14 protein-coding genes and 1 riboswitch are annotated in these 18,169 nt (G+C 43.1%); of the genes, 5 read left to right on the top strand and 9 right to left on the bottom strand.

The annotated features are described in order from the left end of the window. Window position 1: 1 nt before the first annotated feature. The 6 genes from OO778_RS09780 to metA all read right to left on the bottom strand — a co-directional run bounded on the left by OO778_RS09780 (window position 2) and on the right by metA (window position 9,016). Window positions 2-478, bottom strand: a complete 477-nt coding sequence (locus OO778_RS09780) for a hypothetical protein (protein ID WP_005393443.1) — start codon at window positions 476-478, stop codon at window positions 2-4. 9 nt (window positions 479-487) lie between these two features. After that, entirely contained in the window at window positions 488-3,667 is a 3,180-nt protein-coding gene (locus OO778_RS09775) for a response regulator (protein WP_083612669.1), read from the bottom strand. A 145-nt stretch (window positions 3,668-3,812) separates the two neighbouring features. Next, on the bottom strand, window positions 3,813-5,972 hold the full coding sequence (locus OO778_RS09770; RefSeq protein WP_074191241.1) for a GGDEF domain-containing phosphodiesterase: 2,160 nt from the start codon (window positions 5,970-5,972) through the stop codon (window positions 3,813-3,815). Further along, entirely contained in the window at window positions 5,972-6,901 is a 930-nt protein-coding gene (locus OO778_RS09765) for a phosphate/phosphite/phosphonate ABC transporter substrate-binding protein (RefSeq protein ID WP_065646792.1), read from the bottom strand. The genes OO778_RS09770 and OO778_RS09765 overlap by 1 nt, the downstream gene beginning before the upstream one ends. A 269-nt stretch (window positions 6,902-7,170) precedes the next feature. After that, a complete protein-coding gene (pilW, locus tag OO778_RS09760; protein WP_053807335.1) occupies window positions 7,171-7,896 on the bottom strand; it encodes a type IV pilus biogenesis/stability protein PilW in 726 nt (241 codons plus the stop codon). 178 nt (window positions 7,897-8,074) lie between these two features. After that, on the bottom strand, window positions 8,075-9,016 hold the full coding sequence (gene metA / locus OO778_RS09755; RefSeq protein WP_006741610.1) for a homoserine O-succinyltransferase: 942 nt from the start codon (window positions 9,014-9,016) through the stop codon (window positions 8,075-8,077). A gap of 340 nt (window positions 9,017-9,356) precedes the next feature. Here metA and OO778_RS09750 point away from each other — a divergent pair, with 340 nt between their 5' ends. Together OO778_RS09750 and OO778_RS09745 are read left to right on the top strand one after the other, a co-directional pair. Then, window positions 9,357-9,743 (top strand): hypothetical protein, encoded by a 387-nt coding sequence (locus OO778_RS09750; RefSeq protein WP_065646791.1) that lies wholly within the window; start codon window positions 9,357-9,359, stop codon window positions 9,741-9,743. 152 nt (window positions 9,744-9,895) lie between these two features. Further along, on the top strand, window positions 9,896-10,252 hold the full coding sequence (locus OO778_RS09745) for an SMR family transporter (RefSeq protein ID WP_083612670.1): 357 nt from the start codon (window positions 9,896-9,898) through the stop codon (window positions 10,250-10,252). Between the two features lie 74 nt (window positions 10,253-10,326). Here OO778_RS09745 and OO778_RS09740 read toward each other — a convergent pair whose 3' ends face one another. Further along, window positions 10,327-11,754 (bottom strand): APC family permease, encoded by a 1,428-nt coding sequence (locus OO778_RS09740; protein ID WP_264909501.1) that lies wholly within the window; start codon window positions 11,752-11,754, stop codon window positions 10,327-10,329. A gap of 687 nt (window positions 11,755-12,441) precedes the next feature. On the opposite strand from OO778_RS09740, the gene OO778_RS09735 reads away from it, so the two are divergent. Further along, window positions 12,442-13,392: an LpxL/LpxP family Kdo(2)-lipid IV(A) lauroyl/palmitoleoyl acyltransferase gene (locus OO778_RS09735; RefSeq protein ID WP_031780342.1), complete on the top strand. Its 951-nt coding sequence runs from the start codon at window positions 12,442-12,444 to the stop codon at window positions 13,390-13,392. 70 nt (window positions 13,393-13,462) lie between these two features. Here OO778_RS09735 and OO778_RS09730 read toward each other — a convergent pair whose 3' ends face one another. Next, window positions 13,463-14,935, bottom strand: a complete 1,473-nt coding sequence (locus OO778_RS09730; protein WP_264909499.1) for a carboxypeptidase M32 — start codon at window positions 14,933-14,935, stop codon at window positions 13,463-13,465. Window positions 14,936-15,157: 222 nt separating this feature from the next. Here OO778_RS09730 and OO778_RS09725 point away from each other — a divergent pair, with 222 nt between their 5' ends. After that, window positions 15,158-15,793, top strand: a complete 636-nt coding sequence (locus OO778_RS09725) for a LysE family translocator (protein ID WP_005393419.1) — start codon at window positions 15,158-15,160, stop codon at window positions 15,791-15,793. Beyond that, window positions 15,793-16,359, top strand: a complete 567-nt coding sequence (locus OO778_RS09720) for a hypothetical protein (protein WP_005393418.1) — start codon at window positions 15,793-15,795, stop codon at window positions 16,357-16,359. The genes OO778_RS09725 and OO778_RS09720 overlap by 1 nt, the downstream gene beginning before the upstream one ends. A gap of 114 nt (window positions 16,360-16,473) precedes the next feature. On the opposite strand, the gene OO778_RS09715 is transcribed toward OO778_RS09720, so the two are convergent. Next, window positions 16,474-17,850: a sodium:alanine symporter family protein gene (locus OO778_RS09715; RefSeq protein WP_006741605.1), complete on the bottom strand. Its 1,377-nt coding sequence runs from the start codon at window positions 17,848-17,850 to the stop codon at window positions 16,474-16,476. Window positions 17,851-17,972: 122 nt separating this feature from the next. After that, window positions 17,973-18,072, bottom strand: a riboswitch (glycine riboswitch). Window positions 18,073-18,169: the final 97 nt, after the last annotated feature.

Raw genomic sequence — 18,169 nt, 5'->3', positions numbered from 1 at the left:
ATTAATCCTCCGAGCTCACCACACACAAAATACGAGCATTTCCAGGCACGCTTGAAGCAGGGGCATAACCAATCCGATTGGGCTTTTCTTGCATCCACGTGATCAGCGCATCAATGCTAGAGTTTGCAATCACTTTGGGTGGTCTCGCTTTGCCTGAAAAAGACAAGCTCGCCCAGTGCGCGTTCATTTGCGCCAAGTTTTTATTGAGAAGGTAGCGATAGAACTCCGCTCTCTCCGCTGATGTCGCTGGCCAGTCAGATAGCTCAATTCTCTGCCCTTGTAAGAGTTGCGTTTTTCCTCTGTACAACTTTCGCGCTTTATTGATGGTTAGGGGCGAGAACTCACTATTAAACGAGAAAACGGCGTAGCTCTCTGCAGCAAGTACTTGACTATCTATGGGTAGAAGGAAAACAACAATGAATAGGTAGCGTTTTATGCAGCGCAAAAGAAAACAGAGGAGAGATATGTCGCCGCTCATCATCGCTACCTATATCGCATTTTCAATCTGGTACAACAGCTTTTCTCTACGAACAGGCTTGGGTACATAAGCGTCCATGCCTGAATCGAAACAGCGTTGAATGTCATCATCCACAACACTTGCCGTTAGCGCGATGATGGGAGTCTTAGGAAGACCTTTACTTGCTTCATAGGCGCGTATTTGTCGTGAGGCTTCGAACCCATCCATGATCGGCATCATGCAGTCCATCAAAATTATGTCAAACCCACCATCTTTTTGGAACATTTCGACCGCAACCTGTCCGTTTTCGGCCACTTCAAATTGATAACCAGCTTTGGATAAAAGCAGCGAAGCGACTTTTTGATTTACTCTGTTATCTTCGACGAGCAAAATCCGTTCTGAGCGAATAGGCGTCACGGTCGCTTCTGATTGTTCAGCATGCGAGGTTTTTTCAGGAGTGTGAGTGGTGTTTGTTGCCAGTCGCTTTTCATCAGAAGCAATATTGGAAATGCGTAGTCCAATGGCTTTATCTAATTTCTCTTTCAACAAACCCGCTTTAAAAGGTTTGGGCACATAATCATCCATTCCAACATCAAAACACTTTTGAATGTCATCATCGACTACACTTGCTGTTAGCGCGATAATTGGGATTCTGAACGTCCGTTTTTCTTTTGCTTCAATTTGACGGATCATTTTGGTTGCTTCAAACCCATCCATCACAGGCATCATGCAATCCATTAAGATTAAGCAGTATTGATTCTGTTGAAACATATCTACGGCTTCTTCTCCGTTTACGGCGATATCAAAGTCGAAGCCCGCTTTTGTGACGTGTAATCCAGCGATTTTTTGATTGACGGTGTTGTCGTCGACCACCAAAATTTTTGGGAAAGTCTTAGTATTGGGTGTTGTCGTGTTCTCTTTGTTTGCTTGAGGGAAGTTTGCAGCACAAGTTTCAAGTGCTTTTACTAAACGCTGTCCTAAGAGGGGTTGAGTGACCAATGCACTAATGCTGTTACCAAAATCACGTTGAGCACTATGAAGGTGTTTAATAAGACACACTCGAACATTTTGCATGCAAAGTCTTTTCATTTCACCTAGATGTTTGGCTGTGGTATTTGGAGAAGTTTCTACGTTGATAACAACGATGCGCTCGTTATCAATCCACGTTGGCAGAGCATCCAGTGTATTTACTGATTGCTGAACATTGATGTGGAAAAAGCTCAACTCGTCACGCAGCTTTTGCTCCAAAGTAGGGTTGTTGCAAACTATCCATATATCGTTGTGATTAAGGGAGTGATAGCCATTGAACTCTTGAGTCACAATTGGAGCCGTAAGTTCGAAGAAAAATCGGCTACCTTTGCCTTTCTCGGATTCAAGCTGAATCTCACCGCCCATCAACTCTACCAGCTGCGTGCTAATTGCAAGCCCGAGCCCTGTCCCTCCAAACTGTCGTGTGGTGGAGTTATCTTCTTGGGCGAAAGGAGCAAATATCTTCTTTTGTTGCTGCTCATCAATACCGATCCCTGAGTCTTTGACTGAAAACTCGATACTCGCTTCACCATTTTTGATTTCTCTAGTGATGACAGAGAGTTCAACGCTACCTTGTTCGGTGAACTTTACGGCATTGGACATGAAGTTCATCATAATTTGGCGTATACGGTGATCATCCAACATAACGTGATAGGGCGTATTGCGGCTGATGCTGACTTGAACATCGATGCCTTTTTCTTTCGCTTTCGGGGAAATAATAGAAGCAATATCGTAGATGGATTCACGAACGCAGGTTGAATGAGGGCTGATAAGCAACATACCAGATTCAATTTTAGAGAAGTCCAGAACGTCATTTATTAAGCTCAACAGTAATTGCGAGGAGGTTTCTATCGTGTCGACATAATCACGTTGTGTCGCCGTTAGCGGCGTGTCTGACAAAACTTCTGAAATGCCAATAACGCCGTTTAAAGGGGTTCGAATCTCATGAGACATATTCGCCAGAAAGCTACTTTTGGCTTTGCTTGCCTCGATGGCATCATCTTTCGCCTTTTCAGCATCTTCTTTGGCTTGAGTTAACTTTTGTCTTGACTGCTCACGTTCGTAACTCAGTTTTTTTACCTCTTTAGCAAACTTACTGAGTTCATCTTTCCCTTTGGTCAACTCTGTCAGTGGTGAGTTTTCATTGTTGTCCTCTTCGTAAGTGTCTCGACTTAGGAATTCGAGGACTAAATTCAAGTTGCCAGTGACCTTGCGCACTAACCTCAGGGTTAAACTCACGACCAGCAATGTCACGAGGCTCATTAGCGCAATGAAGCCAATGCGGTGCTGTGTTGTTTCACTGATCGTCTTGGTTATATCCTCAACAAGTTGTCGTTCCATCTGGTCATCAACGTTACGTAATAAACTTAGGCGTTTATAAAGCGCAGACAACCCGTCATCTATTTGAGCGGGGGTCAACACGCTAAGGTTTGTTGGCTGCAACAAATTGGTTCGAAATGCTTGGCTTTTAACAAACACATTATCGGTAAAGGTTTCGATGAGGAGGTTGACTTGCTGCTTATTCGCATTAAGTGTGACAAAACGTTCGAACAGCAGTTGTTGGTTCTGGATTAATGATTGGATACTGGCTTGGATAGCTGGATCGTACATCTGCCCCTGTTCTGTGGATTCCACTAAGTATTTGCTGAGTCTATGTTCTTCTGTTGACCAAAACATTAACCACTCAAGCTGCATCAATGAGGAGAGGTGAGTGTTGGTTTCATAACTTACATGGCTGAAGTAGACTCTATCCAAACTCAAAAGAATCTCTTTGAATGTGTCGGCACGCCACTCAGCAGCATCTAACTTATCTTCTGTATTATTGGACGAGAGCATTGACAGTGTTGCTTCTTCGAAATTCGCGAGCTGATTTAATATATCGGCATTGTCACCAAAAACAGGTGAAGCTGTATCTTGTAAAGTTTGAACGAGTTGGCGGGTTTCTTGAGCGTTATTCGCGACCCTTGGATCGCTCGTCAAATAATACAGTGAGGAAACACGATCTATATATTGGGAGAAGAGTTGTGCTTTTTGAAGTTCTTGAGCTTGGATAGAGAGGTTTTGTACATGTTTACCTGCAAGAAGCAATAACAATAAGATTGGTAGTAGGACCAATCCAAAAAGTTTCTGCTTTACAGACAGGTTGTTCCAAGCAAATATCCCGACCACACGCGTTTCCATATCCAAAGAGTTGATATGAAAAGTGTAGTTTACCTATCTCAAATGTTAGATTTTAAGAGGAAATTCATACTTGTGAGATGGCGAAGTGTGACCAATATTGCAGAACGAATCCCCTTTAATTCAATGAACGCGATAAATTATTCAGTTAAGCGTAGTTGCTGGCGGTTGAATCATCTATTGCTTGACGTTGTTGCTCAAACTCTATGATTTCTTCTGCCGGCACCGGTCTACCCAAGAAAAAGCCTTGAACAACGTCGCAGTGAAGCGATTCCATCCTTGTTAGTTGGGTCTGGGTTTCTATGCCTTCAGCTACCACTCTCATTCTTAGGTTATGAGCCATGGATATAATCGCACGGACTAATGAATCATCTTGTTCATTGTTTTGGATTTGAGCGATAAATGAACGGTCAATTTTAAGCCCATCAAACGACATTTGTTGTAGGTAGGCGAGGGCTGAGTACCCAGTTCCAAAATCATCTAGCCACACTTCTACGCCGTTAGCTTGTAATTTTCTGAGCACGTACTGCGCTTTCTCAATATCATCAATAAACAGAGACTCTGTCACTTCAACATGAATGGTTTGAGGGGGGACTTGATATTGTTGTAAATATTTCGAAAAGAGCTGACTTAAATCTTGGCGGTAGATCTGCCTAGGAGACAAATTTAATGCGATATGAAAATCAGCAGCGAAATGATCCGCCCATTGTGCTCGCTGGCTAATTGCTGTCTCGATGAGGTATTCACCAAGCTCTAAAATTAAGTCACTTTGTTCTGCAATCGGGATAAATAATTCTGGGCTGATATAACCCTTCTCCGGATGATTCCACCTAACCAATGCTTCAACACCAATCAACTGGTAGGTGTTGAGGTCGAACTGGGGTTGATACCAAAGCTCGAACTGAGATAAATCACGTATTGAGCGGCGCAGTTCTTTTTCTATGTATAAGCGCTGTTTCACGGTCTCATCAAACGCGGAATCGTATATCGTCATGATATCTTTGCCGCGTCGTTTAGATTCTTGCGCCGCCAGTGAGGAGAGTTGCAAAAGAGACTCTGCATTCGAGCCAAATTCCGGATACACCGCGACTCCAAGGCTTGCCGTAATTTGAATATCGTTCTCTTCCAAGTTAAAAGGAGAAAGCAGTTGGCGATGAATATCGTCCGCTTTTTCTCTAGCGTGGAGGCTGTCTTTGCATGGAAAGACCAGCACAAATTCGTCAGCGCCGACTCGGCTTACGATGGTTGAAAGACGGTAAAGAGGCTGGAAGTAACTCGGCAAACGACCTTGAAGTTCTGAGGCGAGATGACCTAGCAATTTATCCCCGATGCTATGCCCGTAGTTATCGTTAATATGTTTAAAGTCATCCAGATCAATAAAAACAACCGCGAGTGAGGGAGATCTGCGGTTCGTTATTTGCTTTTGGATATCAATGAGCAACTTTTCTCGGTTAGGCAGGGAGGTAAGAATGTCGTGATACGCCATGAACTCCACCCGGCTTGTGTATCTGTTCACTTTGTTCGACATTTTGTTATACGCCGAAATAAGATCACCCACTTCATCTTTACTTTTTATATCAGTGATTGGCAGTGCTTGAGTATTTGACTCTGTAAATTGTTCTTTAAGTTGTTTGAGTGGTTTTATTAATGAGCGACCCAAAGCATACGCGATGGCACTTCCGAGCAGAACGGATATCGCACTGATCGTGAGCAGCAAGTTAAACATCTTTTGCTTATCGTTTGAGGTAAGCGCTTGTACTTGATCAATGTTTTGTTCTTTCTCTTCTAATAGATGTGCTAGGTTGAGTTCAAGATACACCGCGCCCAGTGTGATATTCGATTGCTGAATCGGTGCCGCAATTTCTAATTGATGTTTAGAAAAAGAAATGAGAATTCTAGACTCTTCTATTGCTTTTAAAATAAAGCGAGAACGGTAATGAGGCTGGGCAAACATACTCAGCTGAGTCGTACCGTCGTGAAAGATTAGCCCTTCATTATCAACAACGTGTATCTTCGAGACATCTGGTTGGCTTAATGTTGCTTTAATCTGCTCGTATGCTTGGCTGATATTATCCGTATAGAGTGGGTCAAAAAGTTGCTTTGATAATAACTCTGCGTAAACCAATCCTTTTTGCTTGACGTAAGACTCTGTTTTTTCTTGTGAGTTCTCGGTGATTTGGCGGGTTAAGTTATTTGAGTACGTATCGTAACCATGCATATATAGTGCGAGGTTTATCACTACGACAAACAGGACAACAAAAATGGTCGAGCAAATGTATTTAGTTTCGAGTGAGAGTTTGTGGAACATCAATCCACCTTCGGTAACAAGTGAATAGATGTTCGAACGGTATTTAAGGACGCGGACATTTCTGGCGTTAGAGCGGTGATCTTTTTCGTGTTTTGGAACTGTTTAAGTGCTAGGGCACCTTGCTGAGATGCCTCCATACCGAGCAATATTGACGTGATTTTATGTTGCTGATCTTGGCTTAAGGTCGGAGAGGCGAGAATTAAGTCTCTAGGTATTTCTACCGAGCGAGCGAAAATCGTTAGTTTGCCTTTCATGCTTTCTGGAAGATCTTTAGGGTTGCTCCAATTGAAATTGCTGAACGCTCCTGCTGCGACTCTCTGCTTATACACCCATACTGAAAGGTTGATTTCATTCGATTGAGCCAAGTGCTCGTCAAGGAATAAATATCCAATACTGTCTTTGGCTGGTTTGTCATCGGAGGAGGGGAGGTATTCTAATTTCTCCCCTTGATTAAGCAGTGTAATAGCGGGTAAGTAATAGCTGCTGGTGGATGTACGCTTTTCAAAAACAAGTGTTTTTCCGCGCAGGTCAGAAATCGACTCGATACCACTCTCTTTGTGGGTAAAGAATACCGTATGATATTTTTGTAAACCTTTTTTCCAGCGTATGGCAATGGCTTGGCTACCAGACTCTGCCTCGAGGGTCATTGCATTGAAGGGGGTGGCTGTTGCAATTTGAACGGTGCCATTTTCAAGTGCCACCGCGAGCTGGCGATAATTTTTAAATACTTTTACAGCACCCTTGGTGTATCCGTATTCAGCCAAACCATTGGTCACGTACTGCGTGAAAGGCGTCGACTTTTTGATTTTGCTTTGAGCTTTATTGGAAACAATGCCAAACGTGAATGTTTTTTCAATATTTTCTTGTGCACTGACGACAAAAGGCGAACTCAGCAAAGTGAGTGATAACAGAGTGCAGGCAGGTTTCATCCGGCTTCAACTTCCTTCTGGTGCATGTCAGTAATATTTAGCATTTATCAATGCGCCCCAAATCAATAGTAGAAACAGTATGATGTACAAATTTCGTTTTACTAGCGCACTTTTATAACGTGACTTGGTCACTTATTCCGTTCAAATAGTACCGAATTTGAAGTTTATGTACAGGATGAATGTTTCACCGTGGGTTTTAATTCACTGGATTCTTAGTCAAGTTCAGTAGTGTCTGTGAGCGAGTACACCTTCTTTATCATGATGTCGTGTTAAGAAAACCTCTCCAATTGCTTTTGATATTTTTTCTCGAGTGCTTCATTACCTGCTGCACGTTCAAGTTGAATCATGAGCTGTAAAGAGGGTTTCTTAACGCCATACATTTGATTAAATCTCATTAATCGAATTCTGGCTTCAGTGTAATTGCCGCTATCAATTTCTAGCTTGGCTAGCTGCAAAATAGATTTTGGCCTATGAGGGTCATGATCAATAGCTCGGGCGAAGTAGTATTTCGCTTTGTCTTTATCTTGTGACTTCAACGCGCAAAATGCGGCGTTTTCATAACTGGCCGGAATGAGATAGTAATAAGGTTGCTCAATGGCTCGATTAAACATTTGATCGGCTTTCTCGAAGTCACCCCGCTTGCAAAGAAAGGTGCCGTAGTTATTGAGCACGTTACCGTTTTTGGTGTGTTGGCGTAGAGAGCGTTTATACATTTGCTCGGCTTTAGCATCTTCACCAACCGTTTCATAGTAGTGAGCCATCGATAACTGAGCACGATAGTATTGAGGTGCGTGGGTTAAGGCTTGTTGCAAGTTATCATGCGCGCGAATCATATTGCCGCCTTCTAAATAACCTAGGCCAAGTGCGATACGTGATTCTGCCATTGCTACAGGATCGGCTTTAACGACAGGGCTACCATCTTCTTTCACCGTCACGCAGCCCACAAGTGCAAACTGAGAGATTAATAGTAGTGCACCGAGCTTTGTTGTTTTCATTCTTTGTCCCTACATCCCTGAATCTCCCAGCATGATATGAATTACGTAGCAAAAGCCTATTGAGGAAAAAACACTATGCGATCAGGTTTGCAAACTGGTATGAAAAAGCCGCCATATGGCGGCTTGGTTCACATATTACATTTAGGCATCATAAGCGCTTTGTTTGCGTGCTTTGAGGTTAATCGTCTTTAGTAAAAGCGTCTTCACTGAAGTGATCAAGATCATAAGGTGTTTGCTGGTAAACGCAGTAGTTCAGCCAGTTTAAAAAGAGGAGATGTCCATGACTTCTCCAACTGGCAATTGGTGGATTATCAGGATTGTTGTTTGGATAGTAGTTGACTGGAATGGCTGGTTCCATGCCTTCGCTTAAATCGCGGATATATTCGTTATGTAAGGTATGCGAATCGTATTCAGGATGCCCAGTAACAAACACATTTCTCTTGTCTTTTGTTGTAGCTAAATAAACACCTGCAACATCCGATGTGGCTAGGATGTCTAAGTCGGTATGTTCTTCTAAAAAGTGAGGTGAAAAGTCGGCATAGCGTGAATGAGGCGCTAAAAATGTGTCATCAAACCCACGTAACATAGGATGGAATTGATGATGAATCTGGTGATGGTACACGCCTGAAAGTTTCTCTTTACGCGTTTTTTTAGGTAGATCGTAGAGCAACTTCAGCCCTGCTTGTGCTGCCCAGCAGACATAAAGAGTCGATGTCACATGATCTTTTGCCCATTCCATGATGGTTTTTAGGTGGTCCCAATAAATGACATCTTCAAATTGAACCAAACCTAGTGGGGCACCAGTAATGATCATGCCATCGAAATTTTTATCTCTCACCATTTCAAATTGACGATAAAAAGTATCCAAATGTTCGGTTGGCGTATTTTTGCTTGGGCGGTTATCAATGCGCAATAACTCGACATTGACTTGTAATGGGCTGTTTGAGAGTAGACGCAAAAACTGAGTTTCAGTTTCTATTTTTTTGGGCATCAGATTCAGGATCAGCACTCGTAAAGGACGTATTTCCTGACTCGCAGCACGCGTTTCACTCATTACGAAGATGTTCTCTGTCCTTAGCACATCGGTGGCTGGTAATTGATCTGGAATTCTAATTGGCACGACTTTCTCTCCCTAAGCATAGTCAATCTAGACGTCTATACTTCTAAAGCTAACTTAATTAAGTTTAGATGTCGATACGAAATATGACTTTTCAATCTACTCTTTACATTATGGTAAACCGAGCTCGAAGCTGTCACACAATTGTGACTAGAGCGGAGTTTCTGATGAGATATGTTTGAAACGCTGTTCGTACTATTTGCTGGTAATTATGTGATCACGTTAATATGCGAAAGTGACTTCGTTGTAAGGAAGTCTCAGATTAATGAGCCATACTAAAAACAATCAGCTCACCAATATGCATTAAAGTGTGTATTTGGAAACATCGTCAGTGGAGGACATTATGTTCGGTATTTTTAAAAGAAAGACAAAAATTCAGAGCATCGCTCAAGAGGTTCCTAGCGTACTATTGCGCTTGTTTGGCGATAAAGACACTTATACGCCGAAAGAAATTGATCAAGCCCTTCAAGAGCTTGGTTATGATAAGAGCAAGGATCTAAGTCATTATCAGTATGCCTATGGAATGTTTGCCAATGAACCTTCTTACGAGCAGTTAGGGTTGACGGATGAGTTAGGTAATTATGGTCACTTTCAACGAGAAGTGGGCAAGATGCTGCTCAATACACCAGAGCCAATTGATATGCACATCTACTTTGAAATTGCTCGGCAGCACCAAAAAGCAGGCCTGTCGCTTACTCATCAAGAAGTGAGTGAAAGCGATGGCGTGTGAATGTCTCTATATTCAAGTGATCACGCTGTGAATCCTGCATTTTGAAGCCGCTTGAGTAAGAGGTATTCCATCGAGAGATGAGTTGGGTATAATGCGCGACCTAATTATCCGGACGTGTTGTCGGTTACATTTCTGTTGAGCGTTAATGCCTTATGTTCAAAATGCTTGTCTCTATGCCGCCAATGTTGGCGCTGTCGATCGCGATTGTATGTGAAGTGATTGCCACTTCCTATATTCCCAAAACAGAGCAATTTACGAAAATGATGCCTAGCACAGTCGTTCTGATTGGTTACGGCATTGCTTTCTTCTTGCTTTCCGTCACGGTAAAAACGATGCCTGTTGGGGTTGTTTACGCCATATGGAGTGGAGCGGGTATTGTTTTAGTTGCTACGGTTGGCTACTTTGTTTATGGACAGCGGCTAGATTTGCCTGCGATTGTTGGTATTGGGTTTATCCTCACTGGTGTGATGATCGTGAATCTGTTATCCAAGACTGTAGGACACGGATAACCAACACTACTTGTGATGCCAAATAAAAAGCCGTAGCGAGAAATTGCTGCGGCTTTTTAATGTCAATCCAATAGTTAACTTACTAGTACCTCAAGCATTTTGCTTTGTTGACGATGTTTTCGATTGCGATACATCATGGCGGCGAACGCTGGGAGGCTAAATGTGATAAATCCTAATATCAGTGCATATGCACCAGTTTTTGCGCTAATTCTTGCTGGTACGTCAAAAGATACAACAATCGTCACCAAGCAACTCATCAAGCCTAATCCTGCCACTAAACACATTCCTATTTTTCCGCCCGCAACTCGAAATGGGCGCTCAATATCTGCGTGTTTGTAGCGTGAGACCAAAAAGCTAACAAAAATACAGATGTACATCACCATATAGAGCTGAGTCATCAGGATATTCAATAACCACATGCCTTGATTGACGTTAGGAACAAAAATGAAAACCAAAGAGAGCACGCTAACAATCGTGCCTTGCAAGAGCAACAATGAGACGGGGGCTTGGTTGCGGTTTTCTTTGGCGAGCGACATCGGCATGAAACTATCTTTTGCGGCAACATGCAGACTTTTAGTTGGGGCGATTATCCAGTTATTCAGGCTTGCAAGCGTGCCAAAAACAATAGCAAGGGCAATGACAGGCAGCAGGAATGAGAGGTTCAGATCATCAAAAAAAGCTTTGAAGGCAAGTATCACTCCTTCACTCAAACTAGAATAGTCACTTGAGACGACCGAAGAAATAGACAGTGAGCACGCCGTCAGAGAAACCAAGATTAAGATGGTGGAGATCAGCAGAGCTTTGGGATAGGCTTTTTGCGGATTTTCGACTTCGCTTGCATAAGAGGTCGTGATTTCAAGGCCTGTAAGTGACAGAACTACCGCAGTAAAACCCGCTCCGATCCCATCTTGAGAAAGGTCCGGTAACCAGTCAGATACGTGACGAAGCGAGATATGAGACTCACCAGGATGGGTATACGCCCAGTATCCGCCTAATCCGATAATCAATAGAATCGGAAATATCAAACCTAGGGTGCCGAATACATTTGTAATCAGGGAAGAGAGGCGCAAGCCAAAGATATTAACTAAAGTTAACGCCCAAAAAATCACATTAATCATCACCAACATAAACATGTTGTTTTGCGCCAGATCTGGGGAAAAAGGGTAGGCCCCCGTTGCAACAATGAATGAAATTAAAGGTGGATAGTAAACAATATTTTCAGCGTATTGATACCACACGGTGGCAAAGCCAAAGTTTGGCCCTAGTGTTTCTTTGCCCCAAAGATATACACCACCTTGCTCTGGATAAGTGGTACTTAGCTCAGCACACACTAGCGCTGTAGGGACAAAAAAACAGAGCCCAGCAAGTAAGAAGAAAGAGATGGCATGGCTACCAAACAAAGCCGCCCCAGGAATGTTCCTTACGCTGTCGACCGAAGTTACGGTGATCATGATGATAGAGAAAACACTCAATTTAACGGCGGATTTAACGATATTGCTCATTCGATACCTTTAATGGATGAGCGCACAACTTCTAGGTTGTAAAAGTAGCGTGCTACAAGTAAGACTCGCGTATTGTAGATTCCTCATAAATAGTGGGTATATAGCGAAAAACGGTATGTATTTATCCGAAAATGAGCTGAAAACAACGCGCTTTATTTCCATGGGATATAAACGAGTGATATGTCGGATAAATAAACACTTATAGCGATACTTTAGGTAAAGGTTTGACTTTCCCCTAAGGTCAAGGAGTACATTAACGCCATATCGAAATGAAACGATGGAGAAACATAATGGGATGCTGTAACCAAGCGCCAAGAGGTGGCACCGGAAAGTTGTCTTACTTGTTCAGGGTAATGGTTATCATGTTTATTGTTATTTTCATGATAGCTGCATTATGGGGTTAAAAAAACACCATTATCTAGCGCATTGAAAACACAAAGTTATGTTTGTCCAAACTTTATGAAAGTGCGGTAGATTAATCACTCCAATCGATGTTAACGTGGTGATTCATCTTTGCTGCTTTTTCATCCCCCTACATATTTCTGCAAAGTTCTTATTGTGTAGTGTGTCGAAGAACCATAGAATCCGCGCGCTTTAATTTATGTTATTAGCGCTATCAATGATAAAAGTGCAGTCCATTATCATTGTTTTTATCACTTATAGATGGGCACATCTGACAATACTCACATGAATAAATACCAAAAGCCTGAATTCAAGGCTGAATTTCTTTTGCCTCGTTACTGGGGAACCTTAATTATCATCAGCGTAATGTACTTACTCAGTCTCCTTCCTTTCAAAGTTCAGTTAGCATTAGGACGTGGCATTGGCCGTTTAGCTATGCGAATCATGAAAAAACGTCAAGTTACGATTAGGCGCAATCTTGAGCTTTGCTTTCCTCAGATGGAAGAATGCCAACGCGAAGCAATTTTAAAAGACAATATCGACAATACAGGTATTGCGCTATTTGAGACGGCGATGGCATGGTTTTGGTCTGATAAACGGGTAAACAAACACGTTACGATAAAAGGAATGGAGCACCTCGAGGCTTTAGAAAAATCAGGCAAAGGGGCATTAATGTTGGCCGTACACTCGATGAACTTAGAGTTAGGTGCTCGTGCTTTTGGCATTAAAAAGTCTGGAACTGGTGTTTATCGCCCAAACAACAATCCGTGTTTTGATTACTTTCAATACAAGGGGCGTTCTCGCTCTAATCGTACGCTTATTGATCGCAAGAACGTTAAAGCCATGCTTGAAGCGCTTAGAACGGGTGAGCGGGTCTGGTATGCACCGGATCATGATTATGGAAACCGACGCTCAACTTTTGCGCCATTATTTGCCGTTAAAAATGCTTGCACGACGACAGGTACAAGTTTGCTGGTTGATTCGACAGATTGTGCCATCGTGCCTTTTACGATGGTAAGAGGAAAGGACGGACACTATACCTTGACTATTAGTGCACCAGTCGACGGTTTCCCGAAAGAAGATCCTCAAGGTGCGGCAGTTTTCGTGAATAAGATAGTTGAAAAGTCAATCATGGCAAGTCCGAGCCAATATATGTGGCTTCACCGTCGGTTTAAAACCAGACCTGAAGGCGAGGATTGTTTGTACAAGCCCAGACTTATCCCTAGCTTGGCATAGCATAGAAAGAGCTTAAAAAAGCCCAAGGAACATACGAACCTTGGGCTTTTACGTTCTATTCTTTTTCTATTTACAAGTAGCGGCCTTTTAGGTGCGCTTGGAAGTGCTTAGCATTTAGTGTTTCACCCGTTGCTTCTCTTACGAGATCATCTGTTGTTAATAAGCTACCTTTACTCCAGATGTTCTTCGACAGCCAATCGAATATCGGCGTCAGATCGCCAGAGCGAATAACCGCGTCCACATCTACTGTTTGCTTCATTGCGGCCATGAACTGGGCTGCGTACATCGCACCGAGAGTGTAAGACGGGAAATATCCAAAACTTCCATCTGTCCAATGAATGTCCTGCATACAGCCGTTTTTGAAATTTCCTTCCGTTGAGAGTCCCAAATACGCTTTCATTTTTTCGTTCCAGAGCTCTGGTACGTCTGTATGCTTGATGGCACCGTTAATAAGATCACGTTCAATTTCGTATCGAAGAATAACGTGGGCAGGGTATGTTAATTCGTCCGCATCTACGCGAATAAAGCCTTTCTCTACTCGAGTGTAGGTTTTGGCTAGATTGTCTTTTTCAAATTCATCCCCAGAAAAATGCTTGGAAGCCATGTGAGCAAGGTGGTCGATAAATGCGTTGTTTCGTCCTATTTGCATTTCAAAGAAGAGCGACTGTGACTCATGAATTCCCATAGAGCGGGCTTGACCAGCTGGTGTTCCTGCTAAATCTTTTGGTAGCCCTTGCTCGTATCTGGCATGGCCAGTTTCGTGGACGATCCCCATCAATGATTGGACAAACTCGCTTTCATCATAACGTGTTGTAATACGCACATCTGTTGGCACACCGCCACAAAATGGATGGACACTTTCATCAAGCCGACCGTGTTCAAAATCGAATTGAAGTAGCTTCATGACTTCCAGTCCCAGCGCTTTTTGTTTTTCCGCAGGGTAGTGCGCAGTTGGCAATAAGATGTTGTTTGATTGCTGTTTTTCAAGCGCTTCGTCTATCAAGGAAGGTAGCCACGTTTTTACGTCAGCAAAAAGCGTGTCTAACGATGCAGACGTTGTGCCTGGTTCATAAATATCAAGCATGGCATCGTAAGGCGTTGTGCCGTTTGCTTCGGCTCTAATTTGCGCTTCTTCTTGCGATAGCTTGACGACTTCTGCCCAGTTCTTTTCAAAGCCAGACCAGTCATTTTCTCCGCGTTGCGTACGCCATGCATGTTCACATTTGGAGCCAGCAAGAGATTGAGCTTGAACTAATGATTCTGGTAGCAAGTTAGCTTGTTGCCATTCACGTTTCATTTCTCGTAGGATGGACTTTTCACTTGCAGATAGCGTCTCTTCTTCTGCCTGAGCGAAAAGCTCGCCCAAGTGTGGCTGAGTCATCAATGAGTGGATGTGTACATCAAGTTCTGCCATAGCATTTGAGCGCGCTTCAGCGCCACCAGATGGCATGACCGCTGCTTGGTCCCAACCTATGATGGCAGAGAGGTGCTCAAAATTTGCCACTTTTTTGGAATGTTCAATGAGTTTTGTAAATGCTTTCATGTGACTACTCTATTCTTTTGTTCTTTCCCTAAACACCCGATAACGGGTCCTTTACGTCGAGTTGCACGAAACAACCTGCGTTAATTTACTAATAATTAACAATTAATCTTCACTCATTGTCCATAAATTCACTCAGTTGTATAGCTCTCTTAAAAAAGAAGCTTGCGAATCTCGTGGATTGACGGTATTGATGACGGATTAACAATTAATTATCACGATAATATGGATATCTTGAATTTTGAGGCATTTATTATTGCCATCACTATTTTAACGCTAACGCCGGGTTTAGATACGGCCCTTGTTATCCGTAATACCAGTCGCGCGGGTTTAAAAGACGGATGTACAACCAGTTTAGGGATTTGCTTTGGCTTATTTGTGCATGCTTTCTTTTCAGCGGTTGGAATTTCGGCCATTCTGGCGCAATCTGCAGAGTTATTCCAAATCGTAAAAATGATTGGTGCAGCTTATCTTATTTGGCTTGGTCTGAGCAGTTTAAAAGCCCTGATGTCGTCGAAGAATGGTTTGTCAGTGACTGAGCAGGTTCATGAAGTGTTTAATGGCAAACGCTCTTTTAGAGAGGGCTTTCTTTCTAACGTCTTGAATCCAAAAACGGCAGTTTTCTACTTGGCGTTCTTGCCACAGTTTGTGAATCCAGAAGGTTCTCCTTTGCTTCAATCAATGATGATGGCATCCGTGCACTTTATTATTGCGATGGTTTGGCAGTGTGGTTTGGCTGGCGCACTTAACTCAGCTAAGAGCCTGTTAAAGAATGCAAGCTTTATGAAGTGGATGGAAGGGGCGACGGGCGCTGTCTTAGTCGCACTTGGCGTAAAGTTATTGATTGAAAAGCCCGTGTAATGCGCAATATTTACCACCTTTTGATATTACTCGTTGTGTTTATTACTGGCGTGGTTGGTGCCATTGTTTGGCAGACATGGCCACAGGTACAGTTTGCGCAACGTGGCATGACCTGGTCTTGGCACTGGGGCTATTTCGAGCCATTTTCCAATGGAATACAACAGACGCGAACTCAAGATACGAAACAGCTATTACTTCGACGTGTGTATATGAATGACGGTATTGTCGTTTTTGTCTCGACAACAATGGACAATAAATTTGAAGTTGATGTTGTAAAAGAGCAAAGTTGCGAACCTAAAACGACAACTTGGGCTTCAGTATCCGTCAACCATCAACGCATGAGACATGTGCCGATGGTTTGTGATGCACTGGGGCAGAGCTACTTTTATCGCTACATCGGGAAGCATCTTGAATCGATTGAAGTTGGGGTTGGAGATTCGTTCGTAACAGAGGCGTTTTCAGACTGGCCGCTATCAGAGCTGAAGTCGGATCAATTCAAGCAAAAAAATGCGAAGTTTTTTCAAGAACGTGGAGAAAAGGTTGAGCATCAATGGTTGAGAGATTAACCGCTTAACTTAAGATAAAATAAAGCCCGCTGAATACCAGCGGGCTTTATGTTTTTACCATTTCCAATTTACTTTCAGCGATTGACGGTTCATTACTGAACACTTGTCATGTCACTAAGCTTTTACTGCTTCAATTTCATCAGATTGCGATGCTGAGCTAAAGAACAGCTTGGTTTCTGCCAGTACGACGTGACGCAGTGCGATCAAACCGATTAGGTTAGGAATCGCCATCAGACCGTTGACGATATCAGCCAGTAGCCAAATCATGTCTAGATGGAGGAACGCGCCTGATGCCACCAAACCAACGAAAATCAGCTTATAAGGAAGCACCGCTTTTGTACCAAAGAGGAACACAACGCAACGCTCACCGTAGTAGTTCCATCCAAGAATGGTTGTGAATGCAAAAAACATCAAACCAATTGACACCAGCATTGGGCCAAATGTATCCGCATTCAAACCTACCGCAAAGGCATGAGTCGTCATTGCTGCACCAGAAAAGTCGCTTTGCCATGCGCCAGTAAGGATCAACGCTAGGCCCGTCATGGTACAAATAATGATGGTATCAAAGAAGGTACCTGTCATTGAAATCAGGCCTTGTTTCACACAAGAGTCTGTTTTCGCTGCCGCTGCGGCCATAGGAGCGCTACCCAAACCAGATTCGTTTGAGAATACGCCACGAGCGATACCTGATTGGATCGCCAGCATGATACTTGCACCTAAGAAACCGCCAGTCGCTGCTGTTGATGTAAATGCTGAGACCAACACTAATTCAACGGCATTGAACAATTGGTCTGCATTCATGATGATCACGCTTAAACACGCCAACACGTAAAATACAGCCATGGTAGGAACCACTTTTCCTGCAACGTTAGCAATGGATTTGATACCACCCAAAGTCACGAAAGCAACCAAAAGAGTCAGTACAAAGGCAGAGAGCTCACGGTCAACACCGAGAGATATCTCACTTGCATCCAGAATCGCGTTTACTTGTGGAAACGTACCAATACCAAAACAAGCAACACCCAAAGCAAACACTGCAAACATGATCGCGAGGGCTTTTGAGCCAACACCGTATTGCAGATAGTACATCGGGCCACCAATCATTTGGCCTTTATCATCTACTCTTCGGTATTTAACCGCTAACAAACATTCGGCGTATTTAGTCGCCATTCCGAAAAGGGCGGCGAGCCACATCCAGAATAGGGCACCTGGTCCACCAAGTTTGATCGCGGTGGCAACACCAACAATGTTACCAGTACCAATCGTTGCTGAGAGCGCAGTACAAAGTGCTGCAAAGCTAGAAACGTCACCTTGTTTATCAGATGACTTATCTTTACTGAATACCATCGCTAGCGCTGTTGGGAGATGTTTAAACTGGATCAAGCCGAGGCTAAAAGTGAAGTAAACACCGGTACCCACTAGCAAAATAAGCAGTGGTGGACCCCAGACAAAATTATCGATGGTTTGTAGTAAAGATTGTAGGTCGTTCATGATTTCCCCTTAATAAAACAACTAATAAGGAGAAGAGGGAAAGGACGAGATCAACGATCTCTAAAAGAACTAAGCTATTGGTTGTAGGCGGGAAGGCCAAGCAAAATAGTTAGGTTGTAACTTTCCACTCCTCTGTCCTTTTGCCTGAGAGTTTCACCTTGCGTGAGTGCAAGACTTGCTCCTTCGGCGACCGATTTAACGGTTCTCTCCAGAGGTTCCTCCAACTACAGTCCCCGCTACCTAGGTAGCACCTGAAATAGTTAATTCTTCGGCGAGTTATGCTAATCAAATGTTAAAATTTGATTAATAACCACTCTCC

This window comes from Vibrio sp. STUT-A16, from assembly GCF_026000495.1.
In the GTDB taxonomy this organism is placed as follows: Bacteria; Pseudomonadota; Gammaproteobacteria; order Enterobacterales; family Vibrionaceae; genus Vibrio; species Vibrio diabolicus.
The sequence above is the reverse complement of the archived record's forward strand: the minus strand, read 5'-3'. Positions and strand labels throughout refer to the sequence as shown.

Excerpts from the sequence above, each read along its gene's own strand:
- OO778_RS09745 (WP_083612670.1), top strand. The coding sequence starts at position 9,896 with ATGTTCAAAATGCTTGTCTCTATGCCGCCAATGTTGGCGCTGTCGATC.
- OO778_RS09740 (WP_264909501.1), bottom strand. The coding sequence starts at position 11,754 with ATGAGCAATATCGTTAAATCCGCCGTTAAATTGAGTGTTTTCTCTATC.
- OO778_RS09725 (WP_005393419.1), top strand. The coding sequence starts at position 15,158 with ATGGATATCTTGAATTTTGAGGCATTTATTATTGCCATCACTATTTTA.
- pilW (WP_053807335.1), bottom strand. The coding sequence starts at position 7,896 with ATGAAAACAACAAAGCTCGGTGCACTACTATTAATCTCTCAGTTTGCA.
- OO778_RS09715 (WP_006741605.1), bottom strand. The coding sequence starts at position 17,850 with ATGAACGACCTACAATCTTTACTACAAACCATCGATAATTTTGTCTGG.
- OO778_RS09750 (WP_065646791.1), top strand. The coding sequence starts at position 9,357 with ATGTTCGGTATTTTTAAAAGAAAGACAAAAATTCAGAGCATCGCTCAA.
- OO778_RS09720 (WP_005393418.1), top strand. The coding sequence starts at position 15,793 with ATGCGCAATATTTACCACCTTTTGATATTACTCGTTGTGTTTATTACT.
- OO778_RS09735 (WP_031780342.1), top strand. The coding sequence starts at position 12,442 with ATGAATAAATACCAAAAGCCTGAATTCAAGGCTGAATTTCTTTTGCCT.
- OO778_RS09780 (WP_005393443.1), bottom strand. The coding sequence starts at position 478 with ATGAGCGGCGACATATCTCTCCTCTGTTTTCTTTTGCGCTGCATAAAA.
- OO778_RS09765 (WP_065646792.1), bottom strand. The coding sequence starts at position 6,901 with ATGAAACCTGCCTGCACTCTGTTATCACTCACTTTGCTGAGTTCGCCT.
- OO778_RS09730 (WP_264909499.1), bottom strand. The coding sequence starts at position 14,935 with ATGAAAGCATTTACAAAACTCATTGAACATTCCAAAAAAGTGGCAAAT.
- OO778_RS09770 (WP_074191241.1), bottom strand. The coding sequence starts at position 5,972 with ATGTTCCACAAACTCTCACTCGAAACTAAATACATTTGCTCGACCATT.
- OO778_RS09775 (WP_083612669.1), bottom strand. The coding sequence starts at position 3,667 with ATGGAAACGCGTGTGGTCGGGATATTTGCTTGGAACAACCTGTCTGTA.